This window comes from Pseudogulbenkiania sp. NH8B, from assembly GCF_000283535.1.
GTDB classification, from domain to species: domain Bacteria; phylum Pseudomonadota; class Gammaproteobacteria; order Burkholderiales; family Chromobacteriaceae; genus Pseudogulbenkiania; species Pseudogulbenkiania ferrooxidans.
Genome location: NC_016002.1, coordinates 477,544 through 502,970, shown reverse-complemented (window position 1 = coordinate 502,970; position 25,427 = coordinate 477,544). Strand labels below are relative to the sequence as shown.

Below are 25,427 nucleotides of genomic sequence, written 5' to 3'. Positions count from 1 at the left end.
ATTCAAAAGAAGAAGCCCCCGAACGGGGGCTGCGCTGATTCCGTCGGGCGGAGCGCTCAGCGCGCGTTGAAGGTAGCGAGATAGTCCGCGAATTCACGGCCGACCTCGTGGTGTTTCAGACCGTAGTTGATGGTGGCCTTGAGGTAACCCAGCTTGGAGCCGCAGTCGTAGCGTACGCCGTTGAACGGCAGCGCCAGCACGGTTTCGTCCTTGAGCAGTTCGGCGATACCATCGGTGAGTTGGATTTCGCCGCCGGCACCGGCCTGGGTCTTGGCCAGTTTGTCGAAGATGCGCGGGGTCAGGATGTAGCGTCCCACTACGGCGAGGTTGGACGGCGCCACGTCCGGGTGCGGCTTCTCGACGATGCTGCTGATGCGTTGCAGGCCAGTGGCATCGCACTGCACTTCGACGATGCCATAGGAGCCGGTTTCTTCCGGCGCGACCGTTTCCACCCCCAGCACCGAGCACTGCTGCTCATCGAAGGTCGCGACCATCTGCGCCATGGCACCGGGCTCGCCATCGATAAGGTCGTCGGCGAGGATCACCGCGAACGGCTCGTCGCCAACCACCGGCCGGGCGCACAGCACGGCGTGGCCGAGGCCGAGCGCCTCGGTCTGACGGATGTAGATGCAGGTGACCGACGGCGGCAGGATGCCCTGCACCAGATCCAGCAGCTTCTGCTTGTTCTTGTACTCCAGCTCGGTTTCGAGCTCGTAGGCCTTGTCGAAGTGGTCTTCGATGGAGCGCTTGTTACGCCCGGTGATGAAAATCAGCTCGGTGATGCCGGCAGCGATGGCCTCCTCGACCGCGTACTGGATCAGCGGCTTGTCGACCACCGGCAGCATTTCCTTGGGGCTCGCCTTGGTCGCGGGCAGGAAGCGGGTGCCCATACCGGCGACCGGGAACACGGCTTTGGTAATTTTCTTCATCTCTACTGCTCTCTGATGGAATCGGGGGGATTTTACCCCGTGGCGGCGTGCTTTGCCGAGCCGAGCACGGCCAATTCTTGACCTGCACGCGCAATGACCTCACTCCAATCGCCGGGATGGCGCTGGCGCAGGATGCGCATGGAGGGATACCAGGGGCTGGATTCGCCACCGGCCATGAAGAAGGGCGCACTTTCGGCCCGCATCAGCACCCACACCGGCTTTCCCATGGCGCCGGCCAGGTGCACCACCGAGGTGTCGACGCTGAGAACCAGGTCGAGCTGGTCGATAGCCTCGGCGGTATCGGCAAAGTCGGTGATGGGCAGAGCCCGCACCCGCCCCTCCACCTCTGCGGGAAGATCGCCCAGCTGCAGCGAGATGAAATCGACACCCGGCATATCGAACAGACGGGAGAACTGTTCGAGCGGCACCGATTTGTTCTGCCGGCCGTGGTCGGCGATGCCGACGCCCCAGCTGCCGGTTTCCCATACCACGCCTACGCGCAGGCGCCCTGGCTCGGCAACGGGAATACGCGTCTGCCGGGCCGGCAGCGCCTGCAGATAAGTCGCCGTGGGCAGCGTCTCCAGCTCGACGCCCAGCACGCACGGCAGCGACATGAGCGGGATCTGCACATCGTGCGGGGGGGCGGCCGCGTCGAGGTCGATCAGCTCGACCCGGTCGAATTGCCCGAACAGCCGCAAGAAAGTGCGCGGAACCGCCAGCACCAGGCGAGCGTCGGGTTGCTGCTGACGCAGCACGGGCAGAAAGCGCGCCATCTGCAGGGTGTCGCCGAGTCCTTGCTCGGCCCATAGCAGCAGCGTCCGTCCGCCCAGCGTCTCGCCTCGCCAGCGCTGTTCGCGGTAGCGCGGCACCAATACCGACGACCAGCGCGCCTCGTACAAGGGCCAGGCGTCGAGGTAGCGTCCCTGCAACAGCAGGGCGATCGACAGGTTGAAACGCAAGTCGGCGTCGTCCGGCGCCAATTCCAGCCCGGCACGGTAGGCTGCCTCCGCTTCGTCCAGTCGCAGGGCACAGCTGAGAGCGTTGGCCAGGTTGTTGTAGCGGCCAGGCGATGGCCCGCCCAGCTCGATCGCCCGTCGCTGGCAGGCGGCTGATTCGTCATAACGCAGGGCATACTGCAGCACCACGCCGAGGTTGCTCCAGGCATCGACATGATCGGGCTGTGCCGCCAGCAGCTCGCGCAGCAGGCTTTCGGCCAACGTCAGTTCGCCCAGCTCCTTGAGCAGCACCGCCAGATTACATTTGACGCTGCCCGAGGCCGGGTTGAGCGCGGCGGCACGCAGGTAATCGTCCAGCGCCAGGTGATAGCGCTTGAGCTTCACCCTGGCGTTGCCGCGGTTGGCCAGCGCCTGCCAGTCATCGGCATCGAGAGCAAGACAGCGGTCGAAGGCGGCAATGGCCTCCTCGAACTGCCCCGCCGCCGCCTGCCGGTTCCCCCTCTCGAACGCTTCCGCCACCGTCTTCGCCATGATGTTCTCCGTTTTCGGACTCACTCCGCCTGGTCCAGCAGCGCTAGCAGGCCGGCCTCGTTGAGCACCGGCACGCCGAGCTCCTCGGCCTTGGCGAGCTTGCTGCCCGCCGCCTCGCCGGCCACCACGTAGTGGGTTTTCTTCGACACGCTGCCGGCCACCTTGCCGCCGGCTGCCTCGATCAGCTCCTTGGCCTGGTCGCGCGACAGCGTGGGCAGCGTGCCGGTCAGCACCAGGGTCTTGCCCTCCAGCAACAGGTTGGCCGAAGACGGCTGCGTGGGCAGGTCGGCCAGGATAGCGTCCACCAGCGAGGCGAGTTGGCTCAGCTCGGCACGCCGGCCCGGCTCGTCGAGCCAATCTGCCAGGGCGTTGAAGACGTCGGCTGGCAGATCGAGCTGCATCAGCTCGCGCCGCTCGCTGGCCGCCAGGGCGGCAAGGCCGGCGATCTGGCCGGCCAGCTGCTGGCTGCGCAGTTCGGTCAGGCGCGGGATGCCGAGCCGCGCCAGCAACGCCGCCGGCTGCAGTCGTTCGGCCAACTTGGGCGACGGCGCGTGCTCGTCGCCAGGTTCGACATGGCGCAGCAGGGCCTCGAGCACCGTCTCGTTGTTGTCCTCGGCGAAGAAGTCGGCGATGGCCTCGGCCACCACGCCGCCGATGTCGGGCAGTGCGGCCAAGAGCGGTGCCGGGGCGCGGCGGATGAGCTCGAGACGCCCCAGCCAGTCGGCCAAGGTCTTGGCGGTGGATTCGCCGACGTGGCGGATGCCGAGCGCGAACAGCAGCCGCGCCAGCGTCGGACGGCGGCTGCCGGCGATGGCGGCAAGCAGGTTCTCCGCCCACTTGGTGGCGATCTGGCCCTTCTGCACCGTTTCCGGCACCACCCCGTCGCGCTCGTCGGCGCGACGCTTCATTTCCAAGAGATCGGCAAGCTGAAGGGTGTAGAGATCGGCCACGCTGTCGACATAGCCGAACTCGACCAGGTTGTCGATGTAGCGCTCGCCCAGGCCGTCGATGTCCATCATGCGGCGCCCGGCGAAATGCTGGATCGCCTGGCTGCGCTGGGCGCGGCAGATCAGGCCACCGGAGCAGCGCGCAATCGCCTCGCCCTCCTCGCGCACCACGTGGCTGCCGCATACGGGGCAGGTGGTCGGCAGACGGTAGGCCGGATATTGCGGCTCGTCGCCGCTGTTGAACAGGTCGCCGCCGGCCACCGGACGCATCGGCCGGCGCTCCAGCACCACGGCCACCACCTCGGGGATGACGTCGCCGGCTCGGCGCACGATCACGGTATCGCCGACGCGCACGTCCTTGCGCCGCACCTCGTCCTCGTTGTGCAGCGTGGCGTTGGTGACGGTGACGCCGCCGACGAAGACGGGCTTGAGACGCGCCACCGGCGTGATAGCGCCGGTGCGGCCGACCTGCTCCTCGATCGCCTCGACCAGGGTCAGCGCCTCTTCGGCGGGAAACTTGTGGGCGATGGCCCAGCGCGGCGCGCGCGAGACGAAGCCGAGCGCCTCCTGCTGGGCACGGTCGTTGACCTTGTACACCACGCCGTCGATGTCGTACGGCAGGCTGGCACGCTGGCGCAGGATGGCCTCGTAGTAGGCGGCCAGCCCTGCCACGCCACGCACCACCGGGCGCAGTTCGGCCGGCACCAGCGGGATGCCGAGCCGGTGCAGCCAGTCAAGTTCGGCCTGGTGCGAGGTCGGCCAGTCGGCGCCCTCGACCTGGGCGATGGCGTAGGCGAAGAACGACAGCCGACGCCGCGCGGTGATGCGCGAATCGAGCTGGCGCAGGCTGCCAGCGGCGGCGTTGCGCGGGTTGGCGAAGGTCTTGTCGCCGCGCGCGGCCTGCTCGGCGTTGAGCTGCTCGAAATCACGCTTGAGCATCAGCACCTCGCCGCGCACTTCCAGCAGCGCCGGCGGGTGTTCGATGGCCAGACGCAGCGGGATGGCACGCACGGTGCGCAGATTCTCGGTGACGTTCTCGCCGGAGAAACCATCGCCACGGGTGGCGCCCTGCACCAGCACGCCGTCGCGGTAGAGCAGGCTGACCGCCAGCCCGTCGAACTTGGGCTGCACCGCGTACTCGACCTCCGCCCCCCCCAGCGCCTTGCGCACGCGCTCGTCGAACTGGATCAGCTCGGCGTGGCGCTGCTCGAAGTCGGCGGCATCGGGGTCGGAGAAGGCGTTGTTCAGCGACAGCATCGGCACGGCATGGGTCACGCTGGAAAACTCGGCCAGCGGCGCGCCACCGACACGCAGGGTCGGCGAGTCGGCGCGGTGCAGCTCGGGATGAGCCGCCTCCAGCGCCTCCAGTTCGCGGTACAGGCGGTCGTACTCGACGTCCGGCACCGTCGGCGCATCCTGTTCGTAGTATTCGCGGCTGTAGCGGTTCAAGAGCGGCACCAGTTCGGCGATGCGCTGCACCGCCTGTTCGCGCTCGTTCGATTGCGACATTGTCAAACCCATAGCAAAAAAGCCGGCATCAGAGCCGGCCGGTAATTCCTGAAGATCCTGGTTCAAGCAAACAGGCGCAGTGCAGCTACGCTGCCCGGCGCGATGCCACGATCGTCCATGCTGCCGTAGATATGCTGCAGTTGGTCGCGGATGCGGGTCAGCCCAACGTCGGACAGCACGCGATGGTTGTCGTCCACCAGCTGCGCGTCAAACTCGTGCGCCAGCTGCTGGGCGAACTCCAGCGCGCGGTCGAACACCTCGACGCCCCCGGCCACGCGCGGCACGTCGAACAGCAGCGTCAGTGCGGCGAAGGAGTGGTCGAGCAGGTTGTGGTAGCTGAACGGCGTCTGGTCGGCGGCAGCCAGCGAGTAGAGCGAGTTGCCGGAATCGGCCAGGTAGTGGAATGCGCCGTCCGGCTCCAGCTGCAGTCCGCCGGCTTCGCTGAAGCTGCGCAGGCGTGCGCCGTCGATCGGCTGGCGCGGCACGATGTTGATGCCGATCAGCATGTCGACCTCGGAACAGAAACGGTCCAGTTCGCGTGCCGCCACCAGTTTCTGCTGGCGCTGCGGGAAGCTGACCGCGGCGTTGTGCTCGTCGGCGAAACGCGACACCTGCTGGCAGAAGCTCGCCAGCTCCTGTTCGGTCACGGCGCCGCCGCGATCGACCAGCTGCAGGCCGATATTGAGTTGCTTGTAACGGGTGCCGGGCAGAATCTCGGCCGGCTTCCACAGGCCTTTTTCGGTGCGACCGATGATCTGCACACGCTTGGCGACGTTGAAGCGCGGCATCGCGGCCAGTTCATGCGACTGGTGGAACACCACTTCGGCGATGAAGTCGAGCGAGGGGTCGAGCATCGCCACCACCAGGGCCTGGTGGTCGGCCGAGTCGAAGGCGAAATCGGTCTCCTCTTCCAGGTCGATATCGTCGTCCAGCCGTGGCAGTTCGGGGATGTCGTGGGGGTCGAGCGGAGGCAGTTCCGGTTCGAAACCCGGTGCTTCCGGCTCGTTGTCGGCGCCGGCCGCGTCGACCAGCACCGGCTCCAGCCGGGTCGCCTTGACGCCGTCGCGCACGTTGTTCTTGGGGACGTTCAACAGCACGTCGTCATGATGACGCGCAAAGGCCTGGCGCGTTTTCTTGCGAAAGCGCCACTCCTGCAACACGTTGAATCCGTAGACGAGGCCGACCACGGCCGCGCCCAACGCCAGTAAACCTATCTGCAATTCGCTCATTAGCCCGTCCGCGTTAAGGCGAATAATCCCGAAGCATTATATCGGAAGGGGATGCTTGACACAGCTATCACGTTGTCAATCGTTTCACCCGAACCTTACCACTTCACGCCTCGTCCCTTCCATAGCAAAACCGCCAAATCGATAGCGATTTGTCATCCGCCCCGGCCCTTTTCGTCTCTGGCGGCGCGTATTTGTCATGTTCATGGCGAACCATTCACGCCAACGTCGTGTCCCAGCAGCCTGCTGGCACCGGGAAAAGCGTGGCGCTTGCCATTTGGTACTAGTTAGAACTAAACTAATGCGAACAAAACAGGACTGCCCGTGGATACCGTTTACAAGACCGACGTTCTCCCCGTCATCAGGGAGCTGGTGCGCGCTTTCCAGGCGTTCGAACAGTACTCGGCACGTCACGTGCGCGAACTCGGCCTGACCCCGCCGCAGTTCGACGTGATCGCCACGCTCGGCAACACGCCGGGCATGAGCTGCAAGGTGCTCTCGGAAAAAACCCTGATCACCAAGGGCACCCTGACCGGCGTGATCGACCGACTCGCCGAAAAAGGCGTGGTGACGCGCCAGGAGCGGCCCGAGGATCGCCGCAGCGTGTTCATCTCACTGACCGCTGCCGGGGAGGAATTGTTCCGCCAGGTGTTTCCGGCACACTGCGACTACATGCACCAGGCCTTCAGCCAGTGCAGCCGCGACCAGCTTGAGCTCTGGTCGAACCAGCTGGCGGGGTTGAAGACGGTGCTCAACCAGGCTTTGGAGAAACAAGAAAATGAATCGACCTGAACGTTACGCCACCCCGTCCATCCTGCTGCACTGGCTGGTGGCGCTGCTGATCGTGGTGGGGTTCGGCCTGGGCCTGACCCTGTCCGGCATGCCGCTGTCGCCGACCAAGTTCAAGCTGATCGGCTGGCACAAGTGGCTGGGCATCAGCGTGCTGGCGCTGCTGGCATTGCGCCTCGCAGGGCGACTGCTGTGGCCGGCACCGGCGCTGCCCGGGACGATGTCGCCGCTGGCGCAACTGGCCGCCAAGGGCGGGCATCTGGCGCTGTACGCGCTGATGCTGGCGGTGCCGCTGACCGGCTGGTTGATGAGCTCGGCCTACGGCATCCCGGTGGTCTACCTTGGCCTGATCCCGCTGCCCGACCTGATCGCGGCCAACGAGACCCTGGCCCACCAGCTCAAGGAAGTGCATGAACTGCTCAACTGGACGCTGGCGCTGGCCGTGGCCGGCCACGTGCTGGTGGCGTTCAAGCACCATTTCATCGACCGCGACGGCCTGCTGTTCCGCATGAGCCTGAAACAGCCGCGCGCCTGACCTTCACAACTTTGCTACCGAGACCCGACATGAGAGTGCTGATTTCCGCCGCCCTGCTGCTGGCGACCCCGCTGGCCTTCGCCGCGCCGGCCGACCTGACCCAAAGCCGCATCGGCTTCGCCATGAAACAACTGGGCACGCCGGTCGACGGCGGTTTCAAGAGCTTTTCGGCCAACGTCGAGCTGAACCCGGCCAAGCCGGAGGCCGGCAAGGCCGACATCACCATCCAGACCGGCAGCATCAGCCTGCCGACGCGCGACGCGGAAGCCGAGGCCAAGAAGAAGGAGTGGTTCAACGCCGGCCAGTTCCCGACCGCGCGCTTCGTGTCGAGCAGCATCAAGAGCGCCGGCCCCAACCGCTACCAGGTGACCGGCAAACTCACGCTCAAGGGCATCACCCGGGACGTCAGCGCGCCATTCACGCTGAAACAGCAAGGCGCCCTAAGCGTGGTGGAAGGCGTGCTGCCGGTGTCCCGCCTGGCCTTCAAGATCGGCGAAGGCGACTGGACCGACACCGGCACCGTCGCCGACGAAGTGCAGATCAAGTTCCGCGTGGCTTTCCCGGCCGCGACCAAGTAGGACCTGTTCACGATCCGTCGCGAGCGGCCCTCAGCGGGGTGAAAAGCAGCGCAGAAACCGGAATGGACATGGCACCCATGAGGATTTTTGATCGCCGAGCGAATCAATAGATTCGCACGCAGTGCACATGAACCCCGATCAGGGATCGCGCAGCAGGATCGTGAGCAGGTTCCAAGCAACCAGCAGGAGAAAGTAAGACATGATGAAACAGACCCTGATCGCCGCCGCCCTGGCCGGCCTGAGCACCGCCGCCCTCGCCGCCCCGGTGACCTACAACGTCGACCCGACCCATACCTTCGCCCAGTACGAAGTGAACCACCTGGGCTTCTCGGTCCAGTCCGGCACCTTCACCAAGACCAGCGGCAAGGTCGAGCTCGACAGCGCCGCCAAGAAAGGCGCGGTCGACATCACCATCGACGCCGACTCGCTGCAGACCTTCCTGCCGGATCGCGACAAGCACCTGAAGAGCAAGGACTTCTTCAACGTGGCGCAGTACCCGACCATCACCTTCAAGTCCAAGAACCTGGAGTTCGCCGGCGACAAGCTGACCGCGCTGAAGGGCGACCTGACCATCCTCGGCGTGACCAAGCCGGTCACGCTGAAAGTCACTCAGTTCGGCGGCAAGCCGAACCCGATGACCGGCAAGCAGACCTACGGCGCCAACGCCGAGACCGTGATCAAGCGCAGCGACTTCGGCATGAAGACCTTCCTGCCGGCCATCGCCGACGACGTGGTACTGAAAGTGGCGATCGAAGCCGTCAAGGCCGAGTAAGCCCCGCGCTCCGTAGCAATGACGACAGCCCGCCTGATTGGCGGGCTGTTTGTTTTGGGGCTGGGCATCTGACGGCCAGGATGCCTATCGCAGGCGCAGCCGACTGATGGAATGGGCTTTCAGGCGGTCTCGCGCATCTGCAAGGCCTCGACGATGTCCACCGCCACGATGCGGCTGACGCCCTGTTCCTGCATGGTGACGCCGACCAGCTGCTCGGCCATCTCCATGGTCAGGCGGTTGTGCGAGATGTAGAGGAACTGGGTGCGCTCCGCCATGCGCTTGACCAGGTCGCAGAAGCGGCTGGTATTGGCGTCGTCGAGTGGGGCGTCGACCTCGTCGAGCAGGCAGAACGGCGCCGGGTTGAGCGAAAACAGTGAGAACACCAGGCTCATCGCGGTGAGCGCCTTCTCGCCGCCGGAGAGCAGGTGGATGGTGCTGTTCTTCTTGCCCGGCGGCTGGGCGATGATCTGCACCCCGGCGTCCAGGAGGTCCTCGCCGGTCAGCACCAGTTCGGCGCGGCCGCCGCCGAACAGCGTCGGGAAAAACTCGCTCATCTTGGCGTTGACCGCGTCGTAGGTGGACTGCAGCATGTCGCGCGTCTCGCCGTCGATCTTGGCGATCGCCTCCTCCAGCGTGGCCATCGCCTGCAGCAGGTCATCGGACTGGCTGGCCAGGTAGTCGCCGCGCTCGCGCGCCTGCTGCAACTCGTCGAGCGCCGCCAGGTTGACCGCGCCGAGGTTTTCCAGCGCGCGCGCCAGGCGCGCGATCTCGGCCGCCAGCGTGTTGGGTTTGATGGCGTCGGTGAGGTCGGCCAGCAGCGCCGCCTCGTCGGCTCCGGCTTCCTTGAGCTCCTCGCTGAAGCGCTCGACGCCGAGCCGTGCCTCCTGGTGTTTCAGCAGCCAGTCGGCGCGGGCGTTGCGCAACGCCGGCAGCGCGGCGCTGACGTCGTGCTGGCGCTGGCCGAGCTGGCGCAGTTGCTCGGTCAGGCCGTTGAGCCGGTCACGCACCGCGGCCAGTTGCGTGTCGCGCTCATCGCGCTGTTCCAGCGCCAGTTGCAGCGCCTCCTCCGGCACCGCCTCGTCCACCGTCAAGGCCTCTTCGGCCAACGTTTCGAGCCGTTCCGCCAGCTGGTCGTCGCGTTCTTCCAGTTCCTTGGCGCGGCGCGCCAGTTCGCCCACCTTCTGCTCGGCGGTGGTCAGCTCGAGGCGCGCCTCGTGCACCAGGCGCTCGGCGTCGCGCGTCTTGTTGCGTGCCAGTTGCAAGCCGGTCTCGGCGTTGAGCCGCGCCAGCCGCGCGTCTTCCAGCGCCTCCACCAGCTCCTCCAGCACCAGCGCCGCTTCCTCGCTGGCGATGCCGGCCTCGTCGATCTCCTCCGCGGCATGGGTGCGCTCGTCGGCGATGCGCTGGCGCTCGGCCTCGATCGCGGCGAGCCGCGCCGCACCCTGGCGCGCCGCCTGGTCGAGCTTGACCTGCTCCAGCGTCACCGCGTTGAGCTCGGCTTCGAGGCGAGTCAGCGCCCCCTTCTGGGCGCGCACCGCTTCGGCCAACATGGCACTCTGGCTTTGCAGCGTTTCGCGCCGGCGCTGGCCGGCATCGAGCGCCGGCTGCAGCTCGGCGGCACGTTGCAGCGCGGCGTCGAGCGCGCCCTTGCGCGCCATCACCCCGTCGTCGCTGGCGGCGGCGTGGAAACTGACGCTGGCGGCGCCGACACGATGCCCTTGCGGCGTCACCCAGCATTCACCGGCGGCCAGTTCCGCGCGCCGTGCCAGCGCCTGCTCCAGGGTCTCGGCGCAGTACACGCCAGCGAGCCAGTCGACGAGCACGGCCGCGAACGCGTCATCGGCCTTGACGCAATCGAGCAGTGCCGGCCACGACCGGTCAGCACGCGACACGACGCGCGTTACGCTGTCCACCAGACAGAGCGGGGCCGGCGGCAGGGTATCCGGCAACTGGCCGGCACGTGCGGTCAGGCGTTCCGCCAGCACCGCCTCCAGCGCCACGCGCCAGGTGGGATCGACGTCGAGCGACTGCCACAGCGCCGGCGCCTCGGCCAGGCCCTGCTGCGCCAGCCAGCCGGCCAGCTGCTCGCCGGCCGCCTCGCGCGCCAGCACCGCCTGCAACGCCGCCGCCTCGGCCTCGGCCCGCGCCAACTGGGCGCGCTGCTCGGCCAGCGTCTCGTCGAGCTTTTCGCGCTCGGCGGCCAGGTCGGCCAGCTTGGCTTCGTCGGCCACCACGCGGGCGCGCACCGCGTCGAGCGCGGCACGGGCGCGCGCCACTTCGGCCTCGGCCGCCGCCAGCGCCGCCGGCTCGGGCAGGTTGAGGTCGGTCAGCTCGCGCGTCAGCGCCGCCTCGCGCGTCGCCAGCTGCTGCAGCGCCTGGTTCAAATGCTCGATGCGCTGGCGCCCCAGGTCGCGCTCGCGCGTCAGGTTGGCCTGCTGGCTGGTGAGCTGGGTCAGCGCCTGGTCGGCTTGGCGGAACGCCCCGTCGGCGCGCGGCAGCGCGTCGGCGCCATCCTCCAGCGCCAGCTGCGCCTCCTCCAGCTTGAGCTGCGCCTCTTCGTGACGCGGCAGCCAGTCGTCGAGCTGGGCCGCCACTTGGGCGCGGCTTTCGGCCAACGTTTGCCGCTCGCTGCTGGCGCTGGCCAGTTCGCGCGTGAGCCGGGCGCGGCTCTGCTCGCGGTGGCGCTGCGCCTCTTCCAGCCGTGCCAGCTGGGCGTTGGCCTCGAACAACGCCTGCTGCGCCTCGTGCACCGCGTCGCTGGCGGCGAAGTGCTGCTCGCGCACCGTTTCCAGCTCGGTGTCCAGATGGGTCAGCGCCGCCTCCTGCGCCGCTTCCTCGGTTTCGATGCGCGCCAGTTCGGCGCGCGCGGCGGCCTCGGTGCGCGCCGCCTCTTCGCGACGTGCCAGCGCCAGCAGGTTCTGCTTGTGGGTCAGCGCCCCCTTCAGATCGTGGAACTGCGCCGCCACCTCGGCCTGCTCGGTCAGTTTCTCGACCTGGCGCTCCAGCTCCTGGCGCAGATCGCCGATACGATCCAGGTTGTCGCGGGTGTCGGCCAGGCGGTTCTCGGTTTCGCGCCGCCGGTCCTTGTACTTGGACACCCCGGCCGCTTCTTCCAGGTAGGCGCGCAGCTCCTCCGGGCGCGCCTCGATGATGCGCGAGATCATGCCCTGCTCGATCACCGCGTAGCCGCGCGCACCCACCCCGGTGCCGAGGAACAGGTCGGTGATGTCGCGCCGGCGCACCTGCTGGTTGTTGATGTAGTAGCTGGACTCGCCCTGGCGCGTCAGCACGCGCTTGATCGCCACCTCGGCGTACTGCCCCCACGGCCCGGTGAGCTGGCCGTCGCCGTTGTCGAACACCAGCTCGACTGAGGCACGGCTCACCGGCTTGCGCGTGGAAGAACCGTTGAAGATCACGTCCTGCATCGATTCGCCGCGCAGCTGCTTGGCCGACGACTCGCCCAGCACCCAGCGCACCGCGTCGATCACGTTGGACTTGCCGCACCCGTTCGGGCCGATCACCGCCACCAGCTGGCCCGGCACCGGGATCGCGGTGGGATCGACAAAGGACTTGAAGCCCGACAGTTTGATATGGGTGAGACGCAAGACGTCCTCGCAGCAAAGGGAGCGGAAGCGCGCATTTTACGACAGGCGGGCGGCGGCGTCGCCCGCTGGTGCCCGTCACGAGTTGTGCCATAATGGCTTCATGGAAGCCCTCTCCCTGTCCAATCAGTTCCTGATCGCCATGCCCGGCATGACCGACCCGCTGTTTGCGCGCTCGCTGGTGTATCTTTGCGAGCACGGCGAACACGGCGCCATGGGCATCATCGTCAACAAGCCCTCCGGCATCGCCATGGCGCAGCTGTTCGACCAGATTGACCTGCCGCTGACCGAAGAAGCGCTGCAGGGCGAGCCGGTCTACTTCGGCGGACCGGTGCAGCCGGAGCGCGGCTTCGTGCTGCATATGCCGGTCGGCAACTGGCAGACCAGCCTGCTGGTCACCGACGAGCTGGCACTCACCACGTCCAAGGACGTGCTGGTGGCGGTGTCCGAGAACAAGGGCCCGGACACCATGATGGTGAGCCTGGGCTACTCCGGCTGGTCGAGCGGCCAGCTGGAAGAGGAAATCCGCAACAACGGCTGGCTGACGGTCAGCGCCGATCCGCACATCATCTTTGCGCTGCCCGCCGAAGAACGCTACGACGCCGCCATGGCGCTGCTGGGATTCGACCCCACCTTGCTCTCCACCGATTGCGGCCATGCCTGAGGGAACCACGCTGGCCTTCGATTTCGGCGAACGTCGCATTGGCGTCGCCATGGGGGAGACGCTGCTCGGCATCGCCCATCCACTCACCACCATCGACACCGAAATCACCGAGCAGCGCTTCGCCGCCATCGGCAAGCTGATCGAGGAATGGCGGCCGGCGCAGCTGGTGGTCGGCCTGCCGGTGCACGCCGACGGCACCGAACACGACCTGACCCGGCTCTCGCGCCGCTTCGCCAACCGCCTCAAGGGCCGCTTCGGGCTGCCGGTGTGGCTGGTCGACGAGCGCCACACCTCGCTGATCGCCGAAAGCCTGCTCAACGAAGCCGGGGTGCGTGGCCGCAAGCAGAAGCCGGCGCTCGACCAGGTCGCGGCGCAGGCCATCCTGCAGACCTGGTTCGAACAACCGGGCGAAGCGGTGTGATGCGCCTGATCGCGCTCGCGCTGCTGCTGATCGGCGGTGCGGCTTTCGTCTACCTGTGGAAACTGGGCGAGAAGGGGCAGAGCGCCACGCACTGGCCGTCGGCCAGCGGCACCATCGTGGAGAGCCGTCTCGACATCCGCTCCCACAACGGCGGCGACGGCAATCGCGACGACTATCTGCCGCAGTTGCGCTACCGCTACAGCGTCGGCGGCGTCACCCTCGAATCCACCATCCGCCGCTACCCCAACCCCGGCGTGATGCAAAGCCGCGATCAGGCCGAAGCGGTCCTGGCGAAGTACCCGAACGGCGCGGTGGTGCGCGTCTACTACAACCCGGAACGGCCGCAGGAAGCCTGCCTGGAGCCTGGGGAGCACTGGACCGCTTGGGCCGGCAAGGCGCTGACGCTGCTCGTCGCGGCGGCTGGCCTGGTGCTGCTGCTGAAGGGCGAGGATTAGGCCAGGAGCCAAGCGGACCAAAACGAAACGGGTGCCTCTGGCACCCGTTGTTCATTAGATTCAAAAACTGCCGCCATGGAAGCTTATTCCAGGAGGCGAGCGAGCCACAGCAGGTTGAGTGTCTGCCGGAGCACGGGAACCGGAATGGACACGGAGGACATGAGGATTCCTCATCGCTGAGCGACTCTTCAAAAGAGTCGCACGCAGCCCGCCAGCACTCAAGATGCAAAGGCACAGCCGCCTAATGGGAGAGGCTCAGCGCGAACCCTTGGCGCGTTGTTCCCGCTCCAGCCGCTGCACTTCGCGCAAAGCCTGGCGCTCCGCCTCGCGCTCGCGCGCCGCCTTTTCCCAGGCTTTCCATTCGTCCGGGCGCTCCAGCGTGATCGGGCCGATGCTGCCGGCGCGGAAATCGGTCAGCACGATCTCGGCGGCCTTCTGGATATTCACCCGCCCGCCGCCCAGCATGGCACCGCGGCGCCGGCCAATCTGCTCCAGCACCTCGAAATCCTGCCAGCCCTCGATATCGCCGACGTTATAGCGCTCCTGCAGCAGCGTGGTGTAGTGCTTCATCAGGTAGCGCAGCAGTTCCAGCACCACCTCCTCCTCGTCCAGCGCGTTGCGGCCGACCGCGCCGCTGGCGGCCAGGTTGTAGCCGCCCTCTTCCACCTCGATCTTGGGCCACAGCATGCCCGGGGTGTCGACCAGTTCGAAGTCGTCGGCCAGCAGGATGCGCTGCTGACCCTTGGTGATACCCGGCTCGTTGCCGGTTTTGGCGATGCGCCGCCCGGCCAGGCTATTGATCAGGGTCGACTTGCCGACGTTGGGAATGCCGCAGATCAGCACGCGCAACGGCTTTTCCAGCCCACCACGGTTGGGTGCCAGCGCACGGCAGGCCGACACCAGCTTGGTGACCGGCGCCCGCTCCCCGGCATCCAGCGCGATGGCGCGGGTACCCGGCTTGGAACAGTAGTAATCCAGCCAGACCTGGGTGATGGCCGGATCGGCCAGATCCTGCTTGTTGAGAATCTTCAACGCCGGCTTGCCGCGCGTCATACGCGCGATCATCGGGTTGGCACTGGACGCCGGCAGACGGGCGTCCAGCATTTCGATGACCACATCGATATCCTTGACGCGCTCGGCCAGATCCTTGCGCGCCTTGTTCATGTGGCCGGGAAACCATTGAATCGCCATGCTGTTACCGTTTCCGTAAGGGGTCCAAAAGGGACGACAGTCCGTTGTGATCGAGTTCGAAGGCCAGTTGCAGCAAGCGGCCGATTTCCCCCTTGGGGAAGCCTTCGCGGGCGAACCAGGCCAGGTAATGCCCGGGCAGATCGGCGATCAGCCGGCCCTGGTACTTGCCGAACGGCATCTGGCGCGTCACCAGCAGGAGAAGGTCATCGGCATTCATGGCGGCACTCGAACTCGGGGAAGCGCATTGTGCCAAAGAGTGCAGGCACTGACCATGCGCAACATAGAAAACCTGTCTTCAGGGCCTATTCCAGTAGGCAAGTGAGCCAAAGCAGGTTGAGTTCCGCCAGCGCACAGGAACCGCAATGGACACGTAGTCCATGAGGATTCCGAGCACTATCGGCGCTCAAGATGCGAAGGCGCAACTGCCTAATGGGATAGGCTCTTACAAGGGCATCGGCTTGCCGTCATTGAGATTGAGAAAGCCCTTCACCACACGATAGATCAGCCAGATGTAGACCGCGAACAGGATCACGAAGCCGACCAGCAGGAACACCGTCAGGTAGCCCAGCACCAGCCCCAGCAATCCCCACCAGAAGGTGCGCATCTGCCACAGGAAATGGCTCTCGTACAGCGTGCCACGGGTGTCGTCACGCTTGAGGTAATTGATGATGATGGCGACGATCGCCGTCACGCCGACGAACAGGCTCAGCGCCTGCAGGATGTAGACGGCCAGCGTCAGATTGTTGAGCTTGCGTTCAAATTCGTGGTCGATCAGTTCCATGCGCTTTCCTTATTTTATCGGGTGGCCACCGGCACGCCGGCAAAGCCGTCCCGTCCTGGCCCACGGCCACAGACAGTAACGCAAGGTAACGCAGCGACGCCAGCCGGAGCGGTTCGGGGCTAGACGCCGACCACGCTCCAGCGTGCCAGTACCTTGGCCGTCTCGTCGCGGCAGAAACGGATAACCTCCTCGACCGGGCAGCGCTCCAGCCACAGCGGCAGGCTCGGCCCGGCCACCTCGGTCTGCGCCGCTCCCGTCATCAGCACCGGCACCGCCGGACGCGACGGCAGCCCCAGTCGTTGCGCCAGCGCCGCCAAGCGGCGGTTGGCTTCGTCCAGTTGCGGCAGCGTATCGGCGCTCACCGCGACATGGCTCAAGCCCAGGAGCAGGATGCGTGCCGCCAGCCAGTCGGCCGCATCGCTGAAACGCGCCGGGGCATGGCTGCCGTCGTGTCGGCGCCGAGAGGCAGCCAGCAGCATGGCAACGGTGCGGATGCCGGGCAGGCGCGATTCCGCCAGCAGCAAGGTGCCGGGCAGGGGCTGGGTGGCGCGCAGTTCGGCCACGCCGTTGGCACCCTCGGACAGCAATTCCACATCCCTTAACAGGGTGATAGCACAGCCCGGCAGGCTCGGCAGGGCCGCGTCGGCGCTGAGCAAGGCATCGTGGCGGGGGTTCATGATCTCGTTCTCCAGTGAAGTCGGGGTTCACTGCGGTTCGGGAGATCATTTGTCGGGAGCTGGAAAGACAAATGCCGCCTGAACCGCGGCGGCATTTGTCGGGAATTTGGTGTGTTGGTTTGCTTTGTCAGAGCACACACGCCCCTTGGCGCCGCCATGAGCTGCGGTACCAATAAAAATAGACGTAAGAGGTGACAAAGGATTTAAGCATGGCCCCATCATGCCGACAGCCACCTCGCCCTGTCAAGGCGCAAGGGGATAAAAAAACCCGGCATGACGCCGGGTTTGCTGGATCACATGTTCGGGTAGTTGGGCCCGCCGCCGCCTTCCGGCGTCACCCAATTGATGTTCTGGGTCGGGTCCTTGATATCGCAGGTCTTGCAGTGCACGCAGTTCTGCGCGTTGATCTGCAGACGCGGCGCCCCCTCCTCGCGGCCGACGATCTCGTACACCCCGGCCGGGCAGTAGCGCGTCTCCGGCGCGTCGTACTTCTCCAGGTTGATGCGGATCGGCACCGTCGGGTCCTTCAGCTTCAGGTGCGCCGGCTGGTCTTCGCTGTGGTTGGTGTTGGAGATGAACACCGACGACAGCCGGTCGAAGGTCAGCACCCCGTCCGGCTTGGGGTAGGCGATCGGCGTGCACTCGTCCTTGGGCTTGAGGCATTCGTGGTCGGCGTGCTTATGGTGCAGCGTCCACGGTGCCTTGCCGCGGAACAGGTAGGTGTCCAGCGCCGAGTAGAGCATCGCCGGCCACAGCCCCCAGCGGAACGCCGGGCGGATGTTGCGCACGCGGTGGAGTTCGTCGTAGAGCCAGCTCTGCTTGAACGTGGCGGTGTACGTGGTGGCCTCGAGCGGCTGGCCTTCCTGGGCCGAGGCCAGCGCCTCGACGATCGCCTCGGCCGCCAGCATGGCGGACTTCATCGCGGTGTGGGTGCCCTTGATCTTCGGCACGTTGAGGAAGCCCGCGGTGTCGCCGATCAGCACCCCGCCCGGGAAGGTGAGCTTGGGAATGCTCTGCAGCCCGCCCTCGGAGATGGCGCGCGCGCCGTAGGACAGGCGGCGGCCACCTTCGAACACCCCACGGATCGCCGGGTGGGTCTTGAAGCGCTGGAATTCCTCGTACGGCGACAGGTAGGGGTTCTGGTAGTCCAGCCCCACCACGAAGCCGACCACCACCTGATTGTTTTCCAGGTGGTAGAGGAAGGAACCGCCGTAGGTGGCGGTGTCCATCGGCCAGCCGGCGGTGTGGGTGATCTTGCCCGGCTGGTGCAGCTCGGGTTTCACCTCCCACAGTTCCTTGATGCCGATGCCGTAGGTTTGCGGGTCGGATCCCTTTCTCAAGTCAAAACGCTCGAACAGGGTCTTGGTGAGCGAGCCGCGACAGCCCTCGGCGAACACGGTCTGCCTGGCCCACAGCTCGATGCCGGGCTCGCCGTCCTGGTCGCCGTTCTTGCCGGTGCCGACGTTGCCGGTGGCCACGCCCTTGACCGAGCCGTCCGGGTGGTAGAGCACTTCGGCGGCGGCGAAGCCGGGGTAGATCTCGACGCCGAGTTCTTCGGCCTGCTGACCGAGCCAGCGGCAGAAGTTGCCGAGGCTGATGATGTAGTTGCCCTCGTTGTGCATCTGCGGCGGAGTGGGCAGCTGGATCGACTCGGTCTCGGTCAGCAGCAGGAACTGATCCTTCTGGGCCGGGGTGTTGAGCGGCGCACCCTTGTCTTTCCAGTCCGGGATCAGTTCGTTCAGCGTGCGAGGTTCGAGCACCGCGCCGGAGAGGATGTGGGCGCCGATCTCGGAGCCCTTCTCCAGCAGGCAGACGCTGATCTCCTGGCCCTTGTCGGCCGCCAGCTGCTTGAGGCGAATCGCCGCGGACAGCCCCGAAGGGCCGCCGCCGACGATCACCACGTCGTATTCCATGTATTCGCGTTCCACCGCTACTCCTCGCTCATCCGCATGACGATATTCGGCGATCATGATGCAATGAATCCAGCCATCCGTCAAAAATCAAACAAGCGTTTAAATTATTCCTGATTGGTGCAGTTGCACAATTGCCTCACCATCATACCCCAGCGCGCCCAGCACCTCGTCGGTGTCGGCACCGAGCTTGGGGGGGGCCCGATGATACTCCACCGGCGTGCCGGACAGCTTGATCGGACAGCCCACCAGCGGCACGTCCTGGCCGGCGCTGTCTTCCAGATGGATTTCCATGCCGCGATGGCGGATCTGCGGATCGGCGAAGGCCTCGGCCACGTTGTTGATCGGCCCGCACGGCACGCCGGCCTTGTCGAGCGCCTTGAGCCACTCGTCGCGGCCACGAGTGCGGAAGGCTTCGGCCAACATCGGCACCAGTTGCTCGCGGTATTGTACCCGTGCCGGGTTGCTTGCGAAGCGTTCGTCATCAGCCAGCTGCGGCTGACCGATCAACTGGCACACCGCGCGGAACTGCTTGTCGTTACCGCAGGCGAGGATGAAGTGGCCATCGCCGGCGGTCTTGAACACCTGGTAGGGCACGATGTTGGGATGGGCGTTGCCCAGGCGCGGCGGCACGGTGCGGCCGATCAGCCAGTTCATGTTGACGTTGGCCAGCATGGCAAGCGAGCAATCGAACAGCGCCATGTCGATGTACTGGCCCTGCCCGGTGCGGCTCCTGGCCAGCAGCGCCGCCTGCACCGCGTTGGCGGCGTAGAGGCCGGTGAAGAGGTCGGTCACGGCGACGCCGACCTTGTGCGGCTCGCCGTCGGCCGGGCCGGTGATGCTCATCAGCCCGCTCATGCCCTGCACGATGTAGTCGTAGCCGGGCAGTTCGGCGTAGGGGCCGTCCTGGCCAAAGCCGGTGATCGAGCAGTACACCAGGCGTGGGTTGAGGCTCTTGAGGCTGTCGTAGTCGAGCCCGTATTTCTTCAGCCCGCCGACCTTGTAGTTCTCCAGCAGCACGTCGGCCTCTTCGGCCAACCTGCGCACGATGGCCTGCCCCTCGGGACGGGTAATGTCGACGGTGACCGAACGCTTGCCGCGGTTGGCGCACAGGAAATAGGCGGCGGTGCCGTCCGGCAGGCTGGGTGGCGCCCACTGCCGGGTGTCGTCGCCCTGGCCGGGGCGCTCCACCTTGATCACCTCGGCGCCGAGGTCGGCCAGCAGCTGGCCGGTCCACGGCCCTGCCAATACGCGCGTCAGATCGAGAACCTTGAAACCGGAAAGGGCGCCAGACATTGTCATCTCCTCAGTAAGACCCTGCTCCATTAGGCAGCTACGCCTACTGGGACAGGCTCTGCAAACTTGTCATAAAGGTTGGCCGAAACAGGCCGCAACGGACGGTCCGCCATCCACTCTGGGCTGTCACGGCAGAAAAAAGGGCCCGGACAAGCCGGGCCTCAAGAACAGACAGGAACGACCATGGCCGCCGGGTGGAGCCTCGGCGGCCGCTCCCTATCAGGCAAACGCCTGAATCCCGGTCTGGGCCCGGCCCAGAATCAGGGCGTGCACGTCGTGCGTGCCCTCGTAAGTGTTGACCGCCTCCAGGTTCATCACGTGGCGGATGACGTGGAATTCGTCGGCGATGCCGTTGCCGCCGTGCATGTCGCGCGCGACGCGGGCGATGTCGAGCGCCTTGCCGCAGTTGTTGCGCTTGATCAACGAGATCATTTCGGGTGCGGCGCGGCCGGCATCCATCAGGCGGCCGACTTGCAACGCCGCGGCGAGACCCAGCGCGATCTCGGTCTGCATGTTGGCGAGCTTGAGCTGGATCAGCTGGTTGGCGGCGAGCGGGCGGCCGAACTGCTTGCGGTCCAGCGTGTACTGGCGCGCCGCGTGCCAGCAGAATTCGGCGGCGCCCATGGCGCCCCAGGCGATGCCGAAGCGCGCCTTGTTGAGGCAGCCGAACGGCCCCTTCAGGCCCTTCACGCCCAGCAGCAGGTTCTCTTCCGGCACGAACACGTCGTCCATCACGATCTCGCCGGTAATCGAGGCGCGCAGCGAGAACTTGCCGTGGATCTTCGGCGCCGACAGGCCCTGCATGCCCTTTTCCAGCACGAAGCCGCGGATTTCGCCGTCATCGTCCTTGGCCCAGACCACGAACACGTCGGCGATCGGGCTGTTGGTGATCCACATCTTGCTGCCCTTGAGCTGATAGCCGCCGTCGACCTTGCGCGCGCGGGTCTTCATGCCGGCCGGATCGGAACCGGCGTCCGGCTCGGTCAGGCCGAAACAGCCGACCCACTCGCCGGTTGCCAGCTTGGGCAGGTACTTGTCCTTCTGCGCTTCCGTGCCGTAGGCCCAGATCGGGTGCATCACCAGCGACGACTGCACGCTCATCGCCGAGCGGTAGCCGGAATCGACGCGCTCGACTTCACGGGCGATCAGGCCGTAGGCGACGTGGGATAGGCCGGCGCAGCCGTGAGTGTCGATGGTGCAACCCAGCAGGCCAAGCTCGCCCATCTCGCTCATGATCTCGCGGTCGAAGCGCTCCTCGCGGTTGGCGGTCAGGATGCGCGGCATCAGGCGTTCCTGGCAGTAGGCGTGGGCGGTATCGCGCACCATGCGCTCTTCTTCGGTCAGCAGGGTTTCCAGCAGAAGCGGATCTTCCCAGGAAAACGGGGCACGGCTGGTCGGGGCGGCCATTGGCGACTCTCCTTTGCGGTTTCGTTGTTCCGCTATGCGGAATTTGGTTTTACTATGTGAAATAGACTAGCAAGCGCCACGCTGGCTTGTAAAGCGTTTTCTTGGCCGCAACGAGCAGGCAGGCTATGCTTGCCGCGCCAAAACCCACAGGAAGAAGAACACCATGACGGAAGAGCACGACAAGGACAGGCTGTTCGTCACCGCGCTGGCACGCGGCCTGACGGTGCTGTCCGCCTTCCGCTCCGGCGAGAGCGGGCTGTCCAACCAGGAGCTGGCGCGCCGCACCGGCCTGCCCAAATCCACGGTGTCGCGGCTGACCCACACCCTGACCCAGCTGGGCTACCTGAGCCACGAAGCGGACAGCGGCTTTTATCGACTGGGGCTGGCGGTGCTGGAACTGGGCTCGGTGGTGCTGGCGAGCTACGACGTGCGCCGTGCCGCCGCGCCGCTGATGCGCGAGTTCGCGCTGGCGCACAATGTCTCGGTCAGCCTGGCGATGCGCGACGGCAGCGACATGGTGTACCTGGAGACCTGCCGCAGCGCGGCGCGGGTGTCGGTGCAGCTGACGGTCGGTTCGCGCGTGCCGGTCGCCACCACCGCCATCGGCCGCGCCTGCTATGCAGGGCTTGGCGCCAGCGAGCGGGCACGGCTGGACGAAGAACTGGCCAGCCGCTACGGCGGCAACTGGCCGCCGATCAAGAACCGCCTCGACGCCGCGCTGCAACAATGCCGCGAGCTGGGCTACACCAGCTCGTTCGGGGAGTTCGTGCCGGAGGTGATGGCGGTCGGCGTGCCGCTGCCGTCGCCGATTCCGGGCCAGCCGCCGATGAGCCTGAACGCCAGCGGCCCGGCGGCGCTGTTCACCGCGGAGCGCTTCGAGCGCGACATCGCGCCGGCACTGCAGCAGATGGCGCGGCGCATCGCGCCGGGGGCGGCCTGACGCCGCCCACAGCCACAACGCCAGACAAAGAAAAAGCGGGCGAACGCATTGCGTTCGCCCGCTTGGTTTGTGACGGAACGATCAGGCCGACTTGAGCGTGCCGTGCGGGTCGATGACGAATTTACGCGGCGCGCCGCCGTCGAACTGACGGTAGCCGTTCGGGGCCTCGTCGAGCGAGATCACGCTGACGTTGACGATCTGGGCGATCGGCAGACGGTCCCACAGGATGGCCTGCATCAGGTTGCGGTTGTACTTCATCACCGGGGTCTGGCCGGTATGGAAGGAGTGCGACTTGGCCCAGCCCAGACCGAAGCGGATGGACAGGCTGCCGCGCTTGGCGGCGGCGTCGGTCGCGCCCGGGTCGTCGGTCACGTACAGGCCCGGAATGCCGATGGCACCGGCCACGCGGGTGACCTCCATCAGCGAGTTGAGCACCGTGGCCGGCGCCTCTTCGTGGGCGTGCGTGCCGTGGCCGCGCGCTTCGAAGCCGACGCAGTCCACCGCGCAATCCACCTCGGGGGTGCCGAGGATGGCCGCGATCTGCTCGCCCAGCGTGGCGTCGAGCGACAGGTCCACGGTCTCGAAGCCCACTGCACGGGCGTGCGCCAGACGTTCGGGGTTCATGTCGCCGACGATGGTCACCGCGGCGCCCAGCAGACGCGCCGAAGCGGCAGCGGCCATACCAACCGGACCGGCGCCGGCGATGTAGACGGTCGAGCCCGGTTTCACCCCGGCCGTCACCGCGCCATGGTAGCCGGTGGGCAGGATGTCGGACAGGCAGGTCAGATCGCGGATCTTCTCCATCGCCTTGTCCTTGTCCGGGAACTTGAGCAGGTTGAAGTCGGCGTACGGCACCATGACGTACTCGGACTGGCCGCCGATCCAGCCGCCCATGTCGACGTAGCCGTAGGCGCCACCGGCGCGCGACGGGTTGACGTTCAGGCACACCCCGGTGTGCTGTTCCTTACACGTGGTGCAGCGGCCGCACGCCACGTTGAACGGCACCGACACCAGGTCGCCGATCTTCAGCGTCTCGACGTCGCGGCCGATCTCGATCACCTCGCCGGTGATTTCGTGGCCCAACACCAGCCCGACCTCGGCCGTGGTGCGGCCGCGCACCATGTGCTGGTCCGAGCCGCAGATATTGGTCGTCACCACCTTGAGGATGACGCCGTGGCCGATCGGCCGGCCGCTCGGATCGACCATTTTCGGGTAGCCGATGGATTGCACCTCGACATGACCTTGCCCCAGATACACCACACCGCGATTGTCGCTCATTGTCTGCCTCCGAATTTTTCGATGGGTTACACGCACGGCGACGGCAAAGCGTCGGCCGGCGCGCTTCGCGACAATAGGCGCGATCGCCCCCCGGCAACGAGGCAGAAAACGCCCCACAACGGCCAAAAACCGACATGCGGAAAAATCGAACGCCCCCGTCTTGCACCGGCTACCACGCCATCGCCGAGCCAGAACGGAGCTTCATGGCAATACGACAGCGGCCGGCCGCCGCCGCAAACAACCAGGGGCGACAGCGCCTAGCGGGGGTGGTACGGCAGAAAAGCGTTGGGGGGATACAACAGGAAAAGGGGTCAGGCCGGCAGCAGAACGCCCGGCACGAGGCCGGGCGTCTTGTTGCCGTGCGCTTACATCCGGGGAGGGCTGGCCGGTGCACCCTGAATGTAGTGCACCAGCTGGTCGATGGTGAGCTGTTGCTCTTCGAGGGTGGCGCGCACCAGATCGCCGATCGAGACCACACCCAGCACTTCGCAGCCCTCCATCACGGGGAGGTGGCGGATGCGCTTCTCGGTCATCAGCGCCATGCATTCGTCCACGGTCTGCTCGGGGGTCACGTACACCACGCGGCTGGTCATGATCTCGCGCACGTGGGTGCCGGCCGAAGTCCGCCCCTGCAACACCACGCGGCGCGCGTAGTCGCGCTCGGAAAAGATGCCGTGCACGTCGCAGGCGTGCATCACCAGTACCGCCCCGACGTTCTGTTCGGCCATGACCTGCAGGGCCTGGAACACCGTGGCGTCGGGACTGACGAAGATCAGTTGCCGGTTGGGCTTGCTGTCGAGCAATTGTCGTACGGTTTGCATGCGATCCCCCTTTGCAGACGTTTGGACCTGTTGTTCCAATTCGCCTTAAACACGATAACTTTGTCGGCGGCGCTACGCAGACGGCGTGCGAATCTTCAAGATTCGCTCAGCGAGCACTTGCCGTACTTGCTGTACTGTCTGTGGCCCCGCTCACTTGCCTTCGCGTTCTCGCGTCTAATGCTTTTTGGAACTATGCCTCCACTATAGATGATCCGGAACGAATAGCTGCCCAGCCGCGCTTACTTGGCGCGGATCATGGTGCCGACGCCGGCGTCGGTGAGGATTTCCAGCAGCAGCGCGTGCGGGACGCGGCCGTCAATGATGTGCACCGAGTTTACGCCGTTCTTGGCGGCGTCGAGTGCGGAGCTGATCTTGGGCAGCATGCCGCCGTGAATGGTGCCGTCGGCGAACAGGGCCTCGACACTCTCGGCAGTCAGCCCGGTCAGCAGCTTGCCGTTCTTGTCCAGCACGCCCGGGGTGTTGGTCATCAGCACCAGCTTCTCGGCATGGAGGGTTTCGGCCAACTTGCCGGCCACCAGGTCGGCGTTGATGTTGTAGGCCTCGCCGTCGCTGCCGACACCGATCGGCGCGATCACCGGGATGAAGTCCTGCGAGTCGAGCAGCGACACCAGCGCCGGATCGATCACGTCGATTTCGCCGACGCGGCCGATGTCGATCTGCTCGCCCTCGCCCTCGCCCTTGAGGAACAGCTTGTGGGCGCGGATGAAGTGGCCATCCTTGCCGGTCAGGCCCACGGCCTTGCCGCCGTGCTGGTTGATCAGCGAGACGATCTCCTTGTTGACCTGGCCGCCCAGCACCATTTCCACCACGTCCATGGTTTCCTGGTCGGTGACGCGCATGCCCTGGATGAACTCGCCGTGCTTGCCGACGCGTTCCAGCATGTCGTTGATCTGCGGGCCGCCGCCATGCACCACAACCGGGTTCAGGCCAACCAGCTTCAGCAGCACCACGTCCTTGGCGAAGTCCTCCTTCAGCTTGTCGTCGGTCATCGCGTTGCCGCCGTACTTGATCACGATGGTCTTGTCGTTGAAGCGGCGGATGTAGGGCAGCGCCTCGGCGAGGATGAGCGCCTTCTCGGTGGCGGATACGGTCACGTGCGGTCTCCTGGGTAAGGGGATACGGGAAGTGTTGCATTGTAATCAATCACGTTGCTGAACTGTTATTTATTAATTGCCAACCGCCTCCGCGCTT

Annotated in this window: 23 protein-coding genes; 8 read left to right on the top strand and 15 right to left on the bottom strand. The window is 66.1% G+C overall.

All coding sequences use genetic code 11. The annotated features are described in order from the left end of the window. Positions 1 to 56: 56 nt before the first annotated feature. From galU to NH8B_RS02305, 4 genes are all read right to left on the bottom strand, one after another. The gene (gene galU, locus NH8B_RS02320) at positions 57 to 929 is read right to left on the bottom strand and encodes a UTP--glucose-1-phosphate uridylyltransferase GalU (protein WP_014085836.1); all 873 of its coding nucleotides are present in this window, start codon (positions 927 to 929) and stop codon (positions 57 to 59) included. A 32-nt stretch (positions 930 to 961) separates the two neighbouring features. Further along, positions 962 to 2,416: a tetratricopeptide repeat protein gene (locus NH8B_RS02315; protein ID WP_014085835.1), complete on the bottom strand. Its 1,455-nt coding sequence runs from the start codon at positions 2,414 to 2,416 to the stop codon at positions 962 to 964. Between the two features lie 20 nt (positions 2,417 to 2,436). Next, positions 2,437 to 4,872 carry an NAD-dependent DNA ligase LigA gene (ligA, locus tag NH8B_RS02310; RefSeq protein ID WP_014085834.1) on the bottom strand — a complete coding sequence of 812 codons (2,436 nt, stop codon included), beginning with the start codon at positions 4,870 to 4,872 and terminating at the stop codon, positions 2,437 to 2,439. 62 nt (positions 4,873 to 4,934) lie between these two features. Beyond that, the gene (locus tag NH8B_RS02305) at positions 4,935 to 6,101 is read right to left on the bottom strand and encodes a cell division protein ZipA C-terminal FtsZ-binding domain-containing protein (RefSeq protein WP_014085833.1); all 1,167 of its coding nucleotides are present in this window, start codon (positions 6,099 to 6,101) and stop codon (positions 4,935 to 4,937) included. 321 nt (positions 6,102 to 6,422) lie between these two features. On the opposite strand from NH8B_RS02305, the gene NH8B_RS02300 reads away from it, so the two are divergent. From NH8B_RS02300 to NH8B_RS02285, 4 genes are all read left to right on the top strand, one after another. After that, complete coding sequence (locus NH8B_RS02300) at positions 6,423 to 6,890, top strand: MarR family winged helix-turn-helix transcriptional regulator (RefSeq protein WP_014085832.1); 468 nt, start codon at positions 6,423 to 6,425, stop codon at positions 6,888 to 6,890. Then, positions 6,877 to 7,422 (top strand): cytochrome b, encoded by a 546-nt coding sequence (locus NH8B_RS02295; protein ID WP_008955606.1) that lies wholly within the window; start codon positions 6,877 to 6,879, stop codon positions 7,420 to 7,422. The genes NH8B_RS02300 and NH8B_RS02295 overlap by 14 nt, the downstream gene beginning before the upstream one ends. 29 nt (positions 7,423 to 7,451) lie before the next feature. Continuing rightward, a complete protein-coding gene (locus NH8B_RS02290; protein WP_014085831.1) occupies positions 7,452 to 8,000 on the top strand; it encodes a YceI family protein in 549 nt (182 codons plus the stop codon). Between the two features lie 199 nt (positions 8,001 to 8,199). After that, positions 8,200 to 8,772: a YceI family protein gene (locus NH8B_RS02285; protein ID WP_008955608.1), complete on the top strand. Its 573-nt coding sequence runs from the start codon at positions 8,200 to 8,202 to the stop codon at positions 8,770 to 8,772. A gap of 119 nt (positions 8,773 to 8,891) precedes the next feature. On the opposite strand, the gene smc is transcribed toward NH8B_RS02285, so the two are convergent. Then, positions 8,892 to 12,377 (bottom strand): chromosome segregation protein SMC, encoded by a 3,486-nt coding sequence (smc, locus tag NH8B_RS02280; RefSeq protein ID WP_014085830.1) that lies wholly within the window; start codon positions 12,375 to 12,377, stop codon positions 8,892 to 8,894. A 100-nt stretch (positions 12,378 to 12,477) separates the two neighbouring features. On the opposite strand from smc, the gene NH8B_RS02275 reads away from it, so the two are divergent. The 3 genes from NH8B_RS02275 to NH8B_RS02265 are packed head-to-tail and all read left to right on the top strand — an operon-like array spanning position 12,478 to position 13,914. Beyond that, positions 12,478 to 13,038, top strand: coding sequence for a YqgE/AlgH family protein (locus tag NH8B_RS02275; RefSeq protein WP_014085829.1), 561 nt, complete (start codon positions 12,478 to 12,480; stop codon positions 13,036 to 13,038). Then, a complete protein-coding gene (gene ruvX / locus NH8B_RS02270; RefSeq protein ID WP_014085828.1) occupies positions 13,031 to 13,459 on the top strand; it encodes a Holliday junction resolvase RuvX in 429 nt (142 codons plus the stop codon). The genes NH8B_RS02275 and ruvX overlap by 8 nt, the downstream gene beginning before the upstream one ends. Next, positions 13,459 to 13,914 carry a DUF3592 domain-containing protein gene (locus tag NH8B_RS02265; RefSeq protein WP_014085827.1) on the top strand — a complete coding sequence of 152 codons (456 nt, stop codon included), beginning with the start codon at positions 13,459 to 13,461 and terminating at the stop codon, positions 13,912 to 13,914. The genes ruvX and NH8B_RS02265 overlap by 1 nt, the downstream gene beginning before the upstream one ends. A 255-nt stretch (positions 13,915 to 14,169) precedes the next feature. On the opposite strand, the gene ylqF is transcribed toward NH8B_RS02265, so the two are convergent. From ylqF to NH8B_RS02230, 7 genes are all read right to left on the bottom strand, one after another. Further along, the gene (ylqF, locus tag NH8B_RS02260) at positions 14,170 to 15,105 is read right to left on the bottom strand and encodes a ribosome biogenesis GTPase YlqF (protein ID WP_014085826.1); all 936 of its coding nucleotides are present in this window, start codon (positions 15,103 to 15,105) and stop codon (positions 14,170 to 14,172) included. A gap of 4 nt (positions 15,106 to 15,109) precedes the next feature. Next, complete coding sequence (locus NH8B_RS02255) at positions 15,110 to 15,322, bottom strand: DUF3820 family protein (RefSeq protein WP_008955614.1); 213 nt, start codon at positions 15,320 to 15,322, stop codon at positions 15,110 to 15,112. A 225-nt stretch (positions 15,323 to 15,547) separates the two neighbouring features. Further along, on the bottom strand, positions 15,548 to 15,886 hold the full coding sequence (locus tag NH8B_RS02250; protein WP_014085825.1) for a DUF4870 family protein: 339 nt from the start codon (positions 15,884 to 15,886) through the stop codon (positions 15,548 to 15,550). A gap of 119 nt (positions 15,887 to 16,005) precedes the next feature. Continuing rightward, the gene (locus NH8B_RS02245; RefSeq protein WP_014085824.1) at positions 16,006 to 16,563 is read right to left on the bottom strand and encodes a hypothetical protein; all 558 of its coding nucleotides are present in this window, start codon (positions 16,561 to 16,563) and stop codon (positions 16,006 to 16,008) included. 293 nt (positions 16,564 to 16,856) lie between these two features. After that, positions 16,857 to 18,476, bottom strand: a complete 1,620-nt coding sequence (locus NH8B_RS02240; RefSeq protein ID WP_041703225.1) for an electron transfer flavoprotein-ubiquinone oxidoreductase — start codon at positions 18,474 to 18,476, stop codon at positions 16,857 to 16,859. A gap of 99 nt (positions 18,477 to 18,575) precedes the next feature. Next, complete coding sequence (locus tag NH8B_RS02235) at positions 18,576 to 19,769, bottom strand: CaiB/BaiF CoA transferase family protein (RefSeq protein ID WP_014085822.1); 1,194 nt, start codon at positions 19,767 to 19,769, stop codon at positions 18,576 to 18,578. 219 nt (positions 19,770 to 19,988) lie between these two features. Further along, a complete protein-coding gene (locus tag NH8B_RS02230) occupies positions 19,989 to 21,176 on the bottom strand; it encodes an acyl-CoA dehydrogenase (RefSeq protein WP_014085821.1) in 1,188 nt (395 codons plus the stop codon). Positions 21,177 to 21,339: 163 nt separating this feature from the next. On the opposite strand from NH8B_RS02230, the gene NH8B_RS02225 reads away from it, so the two are divergent. Next, the gene (locus NH8B_RS02225) at positions 21,340 to 22,116 is read left to right on the top strand and encodes an IclR family transcriptional regulator (RefSeq protein ID WP_014085820.1); all 777 of its coding nucleotides are present in this window, start codon (positions 21,340 to 21,342) and stop codon (positions 22,114 to 22,116) included. Positions 22,117 to 22,197: 81 nt separating this feature from the next. On the opposite strand, the gene fdhA is transcribed toward NH8B_RS02225, so the two are convergent. From fdhA to argB, 3 genes are all read right to left on the bottom strand, one after another. Next, positions 22,198 to 23,394: a formaldehyde dehydrogenase, glutathione-independent gene (gene fdhA, locus NH8B_RS02220; protein WP_008955621.1), complete on the bottom strand. Its 1,197-nt coding sequence runs from the start codon at positions 23,392 to 23,394 to the stop codon at positions 22,198 to 22,200. A 365-nt stretch (positions 23,395 to 23,759) separates the two neighbouring features. Then, entirely contained in the window at positions 23,760 to 24,215 is a 456-nt protein-coding gene (locus NH8B_RS02215; RefSeq protein ID WP_014085819.1) for a CBS domain-containing protein, read from the bottom strand. Between the two features lie 239 nt (positions 24,216 to 24,454). After that, on the bottom strand, positions 24,455 to 25,330 hold the full coding sequence (argB, locus tag NH8B_RS02210) for an acetylglutamate kinase (protein ID WP_014085818.1): 876 nt from the start codon (positions 25,328 to 25,330) through the stop codon (positions 24,455 to 24,457). Between the last annotated feature and the right edge of the window lie 97 nt (positions 25,331 to 25,427).

Coding starts and splice junctions, on each gene's coding strand:
- ylqF (WP_014085826.1), bottom strand. CDS start 15,105: ATGGCGATTCAATGGTTTCCCGGCCACATGAACAAGGCGCGCAAGGAT.
- NH8B_RS02295 (WP_008955606.1), top strand. CDS start 6,877: ATGAATCGACCTGAACGTTACGCCACCCCGTCCATCCTGCTGCACTGG.
- ruvX (WP_014085828.1), top strand. CDS start 13,031: ATGCCTGAGGGAACCACGCTGGCCTTCGATTTCGGCGAACGTCGCATT.
- NH8B_RS02290 (WP_014085831.1), top strand. CDS start 7,452: ATGAGAGTGCTGATTTCCGCCGCCCTGCTGCTGGCGACCCCGCTGGCC.
- fdhA (WP_008955621.1), bottom strand. CDS start 23,394: ATGAGCGACAATCGCGGTGTGGTGTATCTGGGGCAAGGTCATGTCGAG.
- NH8B_RS02285 (WP_008955608.1), top strand. CDS start 8,200: ATGATGAAACAGACCCTGATCGCCGCCGCCCTGGCCGGCCTGAGCACC.
- NH8B_RS02315 (WP_014085835.1), bottom strand. CDS start 2,416: ATGGCGAAGACGGTGGCGGAAGCGTTCGAGAGGGGGAACCGGCAGGCG.
- NH8B_RS02215 (WP_014085819.1), bottom strand. CDS start 24,215: ATGCAAACCGTACGACAATTGCTCGACAGCAAGCCCAACCGGCAACTG.
- NH8B_RS02235 (WP_014085822.1), bottom strand. CDS start 19,769: ATGTCTGGCGCCCTTTCCGGTTTCAAGGTTCTCGATCTGACGCGCGTA.
- NH8B_RS02250 (WP_014085825.1), bottom strand. CDS start 15,886: ATGGAACTGATCGACCACGAATTTGAACGCAAGCTCAACAATCTGACG.
- NH8B_RS02265 (WP_014085827.1), top strand. CDS start 13,459: ATGCGCCTGATCGCGCTCGCGCTGCTGCTGATCGGCGGTGCGGCTTTC.
- galU (WP_014085836.1), bottom strand. CDS start 929: ATGAAGAAAATTACCAAAGCCGTGTTCCCGGTCGCCGGTATGGGCACC.
- NH8B_RS02225 (WP_014085820.1), top strand. CDS start 21,340: ATGACGGAAGAGCACGACAAGGACAGGCTGTTCGTCACCGCGCTGGCA.
- NH8B_RS02305 (WP_014085833.1), bottom strand. CDS start 6,101: ATGAGCGAATTGCAGATAGGTTTACTGGCGTTGGGCGCGGCCGTGGTC.
- NH8B_RS02230 (WP_014085821.1), bottom strand. CDS start 21,176: ATGGCCGCCCCGACCAGCCGTGCCCCGTTTTCCTGGGAAGATCCGCTT.
- ligA (WP_014085834.1), bottom strand. CDS start 4,872: ATGTCGCAATCGAACGAGCGCGAACAGGCGGTGCAGCGCATCGCCGAA.
- NH8B_RS02245 (WP_014085824.1), bottom strand. CDS start 16,563: ATGAACCCCCGCCACGATGCCTTGCTCAGCGCCGACGCGGCCCTGCCG.
- NH8B_RS02275 (WP_014085829.1), top strand. CDS start 12,478: ATGGAAGCCCTCTCCCTGTCCAATCAGTTCCTGATCGCCATGCCCGGC.
- NH8B_RS02255 (WP_008955614.1), bottom strand. CDS start 15,322: ATGAATGCCGATGACCTTCTCCTGCTGGTGACGCGCCAGATGCCGTTC.
- NH8B_RS02240 (WP_041703225.1), bottom strand. CDS start 18,476: ATGGAATACGACGTGGTGATCGTCGGCGGCGGCCCTTCGGGGCTGTCC.